This is a genomic window from Microseira wollei NIES-4236 (genome assembly GCF_020521235.1).
Taxonomy (GTDB): Bacteria; Cyanobacteriota; Cyanobacteriia; order Cyanobacteriales; family Aerosakkonemataceae; genus Microseira; species Microseira wollei.
Window position 1 is genome coordinate 44,567 of sequence record NZ_BLAY01000059.1, and the last position, 7,913, is coordinate 52,479.

The window sequence follows — 7,913 nt, forward strand, 5'->3', positions numbered from 1 at the left end:
CGTGCGTCTGGAGCGGTTCGTTCTATTTCGTTTCCATCCAATTTGGTCCTGCGTGAACATCCACCACTAACGGCACGCTTAAATCTACAGCAGTTTCCATCGTTGTGCGAATCTTACCTTGCAATTCTTCCCACTCAGATGGAGGAATTTCAAACACTAATTCATCATGCACTTGTAATAGCAATCGCGCTTGGTAACTCTGTAACACTTCGTGCAGTTTTACCATGGCAATTTTGATAATATCTGCACTAGAACCCTGAATTGGAGCATTCGCAGCAGCGCGTAAAAGTTGGGCATCGTTTTGACCCATTTTCTTCAATTCGCCTAAATTAATATCATCCGGATTGCTACCTTTGAGTTGGCGCAGACTACCTGCCTCGAATTTAAAATAGCGACGGCGTCCTAGAATTGTTTCTACATAACCGTTAGCGATCGCTTCCCGTTTCATCCGTTCCAAATACTCAAAAACTTTGGGATAACGGCTATTAAATCGCTTAATAAAATCGTTCGCACTCGCCTTATTAACTCCTTTAGTTGATCGCGAAAACCGCAAAGCACCCATCCCGTAAATCACGCCAAAGTTGATAGTCTTCGCCAACCGTCTTTCATCAGCGGTTATTTCGTCTTTCTCAAACACTAACCGCGCCGTCACCGTGTGAATATCCTCATTATTCTTGTACGCTTCAACTAATACGGGTTCTTGACTTAAATGCGCCAAAATTCTTAACTCAATTTGGGAATAATCCGCCGCTACTAGCAACCATCCCGTTTCCGGTAAAAACGCCTTGCGAATTTGCCGACTAAATGCAGTGCGAATCGGAATATTCTGCAAATTCGGGTTAGAAGAAGATAACCTTCCCGTCGCCGTCGCAGTTTGGTTAAAATCCGTATGAACGCGCTGGGTATCAGCACGCATCAATGCTGGTAGTGCATCAACATAAGTAGATTTCAGCTTAGACAGGGTGCGATATTCTAAAATTGCATCAACGACCGGGTGATCTCCCTGCAATTTTTCCAGCGTCGCCGCGTCGGTGGAATATCCGCTTTGGATTTTGCGAGATTTTTTAGTACTTAATCCCAGCTTTTCAAATAATATTTGACTTAGTTGTTTGGGCGAACCTAAATTAAATTTTTCCCCCGCAGCTTCATAGGCTTTTTGTTCCAGTGCGGCTAAATCTTTTCCTAATTGTTGCGACAGTTCCCCAAGATAATCTGCATCAATGCGGATCCCAATATGTTCCATTTCTGCTAAAACTGGTTCTAGGGGCTGTTCCACTTCCTCTAGCAGCGATTTTAGGCGAGGTATTGCTGCTAATTCCTCGCCCATTTTTGCCACTAATTGAAATGTCACATAAACCTGCATTCCGCAGTAATCCGCAATTTTGGCAATGTTGATATCGGCGATATTTTTTCCCTTGGGAACCACATCTCCATAACTGCTGATGCTTGTTCCCAAATATCGTTGACAAACGTCGCCTAGATTACTGCTATCTTCTGGATTTAGTAAGTAACCCGCTAGCATGGTGTCAAATACAACTCCAGCTAGTTTAATTCCCTGACAGCGCAATACTAAGCGGTCGAATTTGGCATTTTGTAATGCTTTGGGATATTTTCTATCTTCTAAAATAGGACGCAACGCTTCTAAAACCTTTGCCTTGTCTATATTTTTACCATTTTTATGATTAATAGGAATATAAGCAATATCCCTTGGCTCGGTTCCCCAACAGCAACCAATTCCTACTAATTCAGCATCGCGCGGTTCTATATCGCTGGTTTCTGTATCCCAAGCAACGGGAATATCTGGGTTGGTAAAAGTTTGCAGTTTAGCGACCAGTTGGGTCAGCTTTTCAGGGGTATCAATAATTTGCGGAGTAATAGGTGAAGTTTTTTCTGACTGCGCTGCTTGTGTTTCCTCGAAACTGAAAAATGACAGTTGCTCACCTGCAAAGAAATCTTCTGATGGGGTAGCTTCTGGTTGTTTATTTTCTTCGAAAATACCTCCAAATGCTTGCTGAAGTTGCCTGACTCTTCCCAAAAAAGATTTAAATTCTAACTTTTCTAGCAGGGGTTCTAAAATCTCGCTATCAAAACCTTTTAGCTTGCAGTCTTCTAAAGTAACTTCCAACTGCACATCGAGTACCAGTTGCGCCAAGTGCTGAGAATGATAAGCGGCGTCTTTGCCTTCGAGTAGCTTTTTCTTAGTTGCACCCTGAATTTGCTCGATAGAGGCATAAATTTGGTCTAAAGAACCGTATTCGGTAAGTAACTTAACCGCTGTGATTTCGCCAATGCCTTTAACGCCGGGAATGTTATCGGATTTGTCACCGCACAGCGCTTTGAAATCAACAACTTGCTCTGGGAATACTCCCATTTTTTCTTTAACTTGCTCTCTGCCAAACTCTGTAAATCCAGTATTGCTACTGCGCTGCAAGAAAGTTTTACCTAGATACAAAATGGTGATGCACCCATCTGAATCTACGAGTTGAAATAAATCTCGATCTCCGGTGATAATTTTGACTTTATATCCAGCAGTAGTTGCTTTTTTTGCCAAAGTGCCTAGAACATCATCCGCCTCGTAGCCGGGAGCAGTTACAATGGGCAAGTTAAAGGCATCTAGTAAGTCGTGGAGATTTTTTAGGTCGGTGATGAAATCTTCCGGTGTTTCGACGCGATCGCCTTTATAAGTATCGTCCGCTTCGTGGCGGAAAGTCGGTAATCCCAAATCGAATGCGATCGCTATACTATCTGGTTTCTCTGACGCCATTACTTCCAACAGCGACTTGATAAAGCCAAAACAGACGCTTGTCGGAATTCCCGTGGAAGTTTTCAACCCCCCATCTCGTCCTTTAGCAAAGGCATAGAAGGAACGAAACGCTAACGAGTGACCATCAACCAAAATAATTAGCGGCATTTCCACGGTAGCTAAAATGGATTTTGCGACAAACTCCATTTTAGCTACCAGCGAAGCCTTTCCACATTCACCGGAAGAAATATCCCGTCGCCGATTAAACTCTACCCACGCGACGACGACGCCAGAAGGCTAAAGCACCCCCACTCAGCGCTAAACCAGCCAAAGCCGTGGGTTCGGGAACTGCTGTTCTTCTGGCAACCGCCGTAATTGTAAAATCTTGGAAGTCGCCGTCGTTACCGTTTCCGGTATCCTCGAAGCCAATTCTGACAACTCTAGACAACGGATCGCTTGATTGAAACTGAGCTGCATTTACACCTGTAAATATAGTTGTATCCTCTTCTGCTTGCGAACCGAAAGAGTTAAACACAGCTTGTTGCGTTCCACCTGGAGCGAAAGTATTTAATGCCGTTGTCGAGTAAACAATTCCGTTCACCCCGCTATCTAACCCTAAGCTATAGGTTTTATTCGCTATAAATGTGAAATAACTCTTACAACTCGTGCCTTCTGTAAAGGCTACCGTATTTCCGCAAGTCCCCCGCCAACCGTTCTCCGACAGGTTATCTGAGCCTTTCGTTTCCACAAACAAATCTTTAACAAATGTCAGTCTGTTGCCCGCCCCTATTTCAAACAGTTTGACGCTTGATTTAAACGCACCATTCGATTGAACAAAGTTAAATTTTACTTCGGTATTTTCAATAAATTTGATGCCCTGAGTGCCAAATATTTCACCTGGTGTTAGAGAAACTGCTTGTCCAGGAGCCGTATAGCTAACCAAAGCCGTAGTAGCAGTCGCAATCAAACCTAGAATCTGTTTACCTTTCATTTTAGTATTCCTTTTCTGCCAGAATCAACCCTACTTATATTCAACCTTATACCTTCGCTACATATGCCGTTTATTCGGCCTTTTATTCAACTCTTTATCAAATAAAACATTTTTCTAAATTCTTGTAAATTTGATTTTATCAAGCTAAAAAAATGATATTAATTAAATGTAGTTAAATTGATTTACTAAGTGAGTATACGTCAAATATCCAGAAATTTAAATCCAAGTTAAGTGCAATTACTAATCTTGTCTTTTTTGACTGGGTTTTGCTATGGAAAAATTCATTATTTTTTAGATAAAAAAGCCACAAAAAACGAGTTGTTGGCATCGCGTATTAGTGGAAATACGAATAAACTTTAGAGAAACTTGGTTTCTTTGTCAGTTCGACTGCTACCCTCTAAAAGGAAGACATGAGAAAACCGACAAGCAATCATGCAGAAAGCATCTGTTGCTCATCTAGCTGCGGCATCCAGACAAGAAGCGATCGCTGCTAACGATATTCAACTGCTCGTTTTGGATATTGACGGCACGATCGCCGGCGAGTCGAACCAAATTCGCCCACCCGTATTGCAAGCAATTGAAGCAGCACGAGCAAAAGGGGTGAGGGTAGCGATCGCAACTGGTCGCATGTACCGTTCCGCCTTGCGTTTCCATCAAGCAATTGCCTCGGATCTGCCCCTGTGTGCCTACCAAGGCGCGTTAATTAAAGATCCGGCAACGCAAAATGTTCTGCGTCACCTGCCGGTTTCTCGCCAACTCGCATCCCAACTGTTGGACTACTTCGAGCAAAGCGAACTGCGAAATCTGCTCTCAGTCCACTTTTACATCAACGACCAGCTATACGTGCGGGAACTAACCGAGGAAACCAAACTTTATGCCCAACGCTCTAATATCGAGCCTATTGCCGTTGGCGACCTCCGCAACGCCTTGGGAGAGGAACCGACGAAAGTATTAGCCCTCAGCGACGATAGCGACTTAATCGCACGCTTGCACGGTTCGTTGCAGCAGCAATACACCCCCGCCGAACTTTATCTGACCACATCGGTTGCAACGTTTTTTGAAGCAGCTAACCCCTTGGTGAACAAGGGAACCGCAGTCCGTTACCTCGCCGAAGAAATTCTGGGACTGCAACCGAGTAACGTGATGACCGTTGGCGACAACTTCAACGATGTGGAGATGCTCGCATATGCCGGTATCGGCGTGGCGATGGGAAATGCACCGGAAAAAGTGCAACACTTCGCCGATTGGGTCGCCCCCAGCGTCGAGCAAGACGGCGTCGCCGCAGCAATCGAAGAATTTATCCTTTCCCAGTAAAGGCACGGCAGCAGCAAAACTTTGAGCTGCGGACAAAACTTACTGATGTTCCCTACCGCCGAACAATCAACCGCTTGCTCGATGACCAAGAAGACACGGGGACGCGGGGACGCCCAGACGCGGGGAATTGTCTAGAAAAACTCTCCGCGTCACCGTGTCCCCGTGTCCCCGCGTCCTCTTCAACGATCCCTACTTTGTTGCTATTGTCATAAAAATTTAATAAATTAGGCGTGACAAATCCGGGTGACCTCCTGTATAGTGACAACTGTGTGAGGAGCGAACCAGTTGGAGGACCGAGACGAAACACGGCCAGTCGTCGGTCCTCTTTCTGATCGGAACTTATTCAGGACTTACCCCAAGAAACCGGGTTTCTATGAAAAACTAGAGCTTGACGCAGAAACCCGGTTTCTAACATCGTCGTGGGTAAATCCGATTATTTAACTCAAGTTGCTGGTGATCTCTCGAAGAGCGGCTAATAGCTAATGGCTAATGGCTAGATTGGTAAAAATCCTAGATTAGCAATTAGCAATTAGCAATTAGCAACGCCCTTGTTTATCACTAGCAACTAGCGTTATTTATAGTTCGAGGGGTGCTGGTACGCCTAACAAGTCTTGCAGCAACAAGTGCAGCAACGGTTGAGTTGCCAGAATTAATCCCAATCTGGCTTGAGCGAGTTGGGGAGTTGCTGTCTTTACTTCCCCCCAAATGCGGCATTGGCTATAGAAAGTCAGAAACTCTTGACTTAAAGTCCGAGCAGCTTTTTCCCAATCAACTCGATAGCGGGATGGGGAAAGCGAGTAGAGGTGATCGAGCAATGTCAGCAAATGGAAAATCAAGCTACTTTCGGCAGGATGCACCAAACGCAGTTTTTGGTCCCTATCGAGCCAAGGAATGGGGTTAGGAGCGATCGCCCTAAACAAAGGACGAATCTCCGGATCCACTTGGGCAAGCTCGATAATGCCTTCTCGATGGGCAAGGCGCAGCAGCGAGCAACAACGCCCATGAGCATATTGAGCATCAAATAGAGGACGCGGGTAATGTTCCACCTGCTCACCTACCCACCTGCTCCCCTGCTCACCAGCTCCCCCGCTCCCCGCCCAAGGGGGTGCTTGAGCTAGGCGCTGTAACCACGCTGCCGTTCCTAAGTCGCTCAATTGCAAGTAAATCCAGCCAGGAGGGACAACTTTGACGGTAAAATTTTGTAACGCGGCATTTGTGGCGCTGTCGTTGGATTCATCCGAGCAAAACAGATTTGCCGCTATCAGGGTGGCAATGTCTGTAACTGCCGTTTTCCAGGGGTTTGCCAGTTTGGGCGCGATCGCAGATACATACACCACCTGCGTCTCACCTTTCACCGCCCGCAAGGGAATTGCTTGTAACTCCAGATATTTCTGCCCAAAGGTAGAGATTCCCAGCATTTGGCTGGATAAAACCGCTGCCGCTTGCAACCTGGACCGTAAAAGATGCGCGATCGCCGGAAATTCAACCCCAATCGACTCCTCTTTACCTCTTGCCATCTATCTTAGGGTGTATCTTCAGACACACATAAAAAATCGAAATCTGAATAATCGGAGAATTTGTGAAAATCTAAAGTATCTTTTATTACTTTAGAGTTACAGTAAGAGTTATATAAAGATCGTATAAACGACTCAACGCTTGCTACCGCAAAAAAGGTAGTCCGTAGAGTTAAACCCAGCTTGGCAAGCAAAAACCCATTGTTTACTCGTTTCTGAGAGCTTGACTTATGCTCCAACAATCCCTTCCCGTTCAACCCAATTCTGCATCATCAGAGGCATCTGTATCTTCAGAGTCAGCAAGGCCATTTTTAACCTGGCAGCGGATTCTAGACTGGGCGCAAGAACACTATCGGTGTCGCCCGTTCAGTAAAGACGAGAAAATACCTGCACGACCCGGACTGCTCTACCTAGTCCAGCGCGGCGCTGTCCGAATGGTCGGTGTCGCCCAGGTAAGTGCCACGAGTCGCTCAGCTCGCGCCACTAACACAACGGCGGAGGAAGCATTCTTAGGCTTTGTTGGTGCAGGACAACCGTTTGAAATCGTCGCTCAATCACCCTTTACACTCCACAGTTATGCCCACGTTGACCAAACATCGGTAGTTTGGATGTATTGGCACGACCTCGACAACTGGCCTCACTTCCGGCGCGAAGTATTAGATGCCTTTCGCTATCAGCACCAGCGCAAGTTGTTGTGGCTGAGTACCCTGGGACAGCGGCGCACCATTGACCGCTTGTTAGGATTTCTCACCCTGTTAATTGAAGAATATGGCGAACCTGCCGAACAAGGCTACTGTCTGCCTTGGACTTTGACTCACGCTCAAATTGGCAGCGCCATTGGTTCGACTCGCGTCACCGTAACGCGCTTGATGGGTAAATTACGGCAACGCGGCTTAATTCACACCCAAGATGATAATCTCATCTGCTTACCCGGAGATATAACGCTTCGTCGCTAGGACAAAAGAAACCGTGGCAAACTTGTAGGGGCACGGCAATCATCAAATCTTTCCTTGTAGATAATTTTCGGATGCCGTGCCCCTACTATTTCACCTCGAGGGCAATCATCAAATCTTTCCTTGTAGATAATTTTCGGATGTTCCCTACTATTTCACCTCGAGGGCAATCATCAAATCTTTCCTTGTAGATAATTTTCGGATGTTCCCTACTATTTCACCTCGAGGGCAATCAGAAAATCTTCCCTTGGAGATAATTTTCGGATGTTCGCTACTATTTCACCTCGAGGGCAATCAGAAAATCTTCCCTTGGAGATAATTTTCGGATGTTCGCTACTATTTCACCTCGAGGGCAATCAGAAAATCTTCCCTTGGAGATAATTTTCGGATGTTCGCTA

General features: G+C 45.7%; 6 protein-coding genes. 2 read left to right on the forward strand and 4 right to left on the reverse strand.

What is annotated here, in order from left to right; genetic code table 11:
* Positions 1–22: 22 nt before the first annotated feature.
* Both polA and MiSe_RS19995 read right to left on the reverse strand, forming a co-directional pair.
* Complete coding sequence (gene polA / locus MiSe_RS19990) at positions 23–2,911, reverse strand: DNA polymerase I (RefSeq protein ID WP_226584154.1); 2,889 nt, start codon at positions 2,909–2,911, stop codon at positions 23–25.
* Between the two features lie 94 nt (positions 2,912–3,005).
* Complete coding sequence (locus tag MiSe_RS19995; protein ID WP_226584157.1) at positions 3,006–3,734, reverse strand: PEP-CTERM sorting domain-containing protein; 729 nt, start codon at positions 3,732–3,734, stop codon at positions 3,006–3,008.
* Between the two features lie 432 nt (positions 3,735–4,166).
* Here MiSe_RS19995 and MiSe_RS20000 point away from each other — a divergent pair, with 432 nt between their 5' ends.
* Positions 4,167–5,048, forward strand: a complete 882-nt coding sequence (locus MiSe_RS20000; protein WP_226584160.1) for a Cof-type HAD-IIB family hydrolase — start codon at positions 4,167–4,169, stop codon at positions 5,046–5,048.
* A gap of 52 nt (positions 5,049–5,100) precedes the next feature.
* Here MiSe_RS20000 and MiSe_RS20005 read toward each other — a convergent pair whose 3' ends face one another.
* Both MiSe_RS20005 and MiSe_RS20010 read right to left on the reverse strand, forming a co-directional pair.
* On the reverse strand, positions 5,101–5,355 hold the full coding sequence (locus MiSe_RS20005; protein ID WP_226584163.1) for a hypothetical protein: 255 nt from the start codon (positions 5,353–5,355) through the stop codon (positions 5,101–5,103).
* Between the two features lie 268 nt (positions 5,356–5,623).
* The gene (locus MiSe_RS20010) at positions 5,624–6,565 is read right to left on the reverse strand and encodes a DALR anticodon-binding domain-containing protein (RefSeq protein WP_226584166.1); all 942 of its coding nucleotides are present in this window, start codon (positions 6,563–6,565) and stop codon (positions 5,624–5,626) included.
* A gap of 227 nt (positions 6,566–6,792) precedes the next feature.
* On the opposite strand from MiSe_RS20010, the gene MiSe_RS20015 reads away from it, so the two are divergent.
* A complete protein-coding gene (locus MiSe_RS20015; protein ID WP_226584169.1) occupies positions 6,793–7,518 on the forward strand; it encodes a Crp/Fnr family transcriptional regulator in 726 nt (241 codons plus the stop codon).
* Positions 7,519–7,913 lie beyond the last annotated feature (395 nt).

What these genes read in the sequence shown, in the direction of transcription:
- MiSe_RS20010 (WP_226584166.1), bottom strand. Translation starts at nt 6,565, where the DNA reads ATGGCAAGAGGTAAAGAGGAGTCGATTGGGGTTGAATTTCCGGCGATC.
- MiSe_RS20015 (WP_226584169.1), top strand. Translation starts at nt 6,793, where the DNA reads ATGCTCCAACAATCCCTTCCCGTTCAACCCAATTCTGCATCATCAGAG.
- polA (WP_226584154.1), bottom strand. Translation starts at nt 2,911, where the DNA reads ATGCCGCTAATTATTTTGGTTGATGGTCACTCGTTAGCGTTTCGTTCC.
- MiSe_RS20000 (WP_226584160.1), top strand. Translation starts at nt 4,167, where the DNA reads ATGCAGAAAGCATCTGTTGCTCATCTAGCTGCGGCATCCAGACAAGAA.
- MiSe_RS19995 (WP_226584157.1), bottom strand. Translation starts at nt 3,734, where the DNA reads ATGAAAGGTAAACAGATTCTAGGTTTGATTGCGACTGCTACTACGGCT.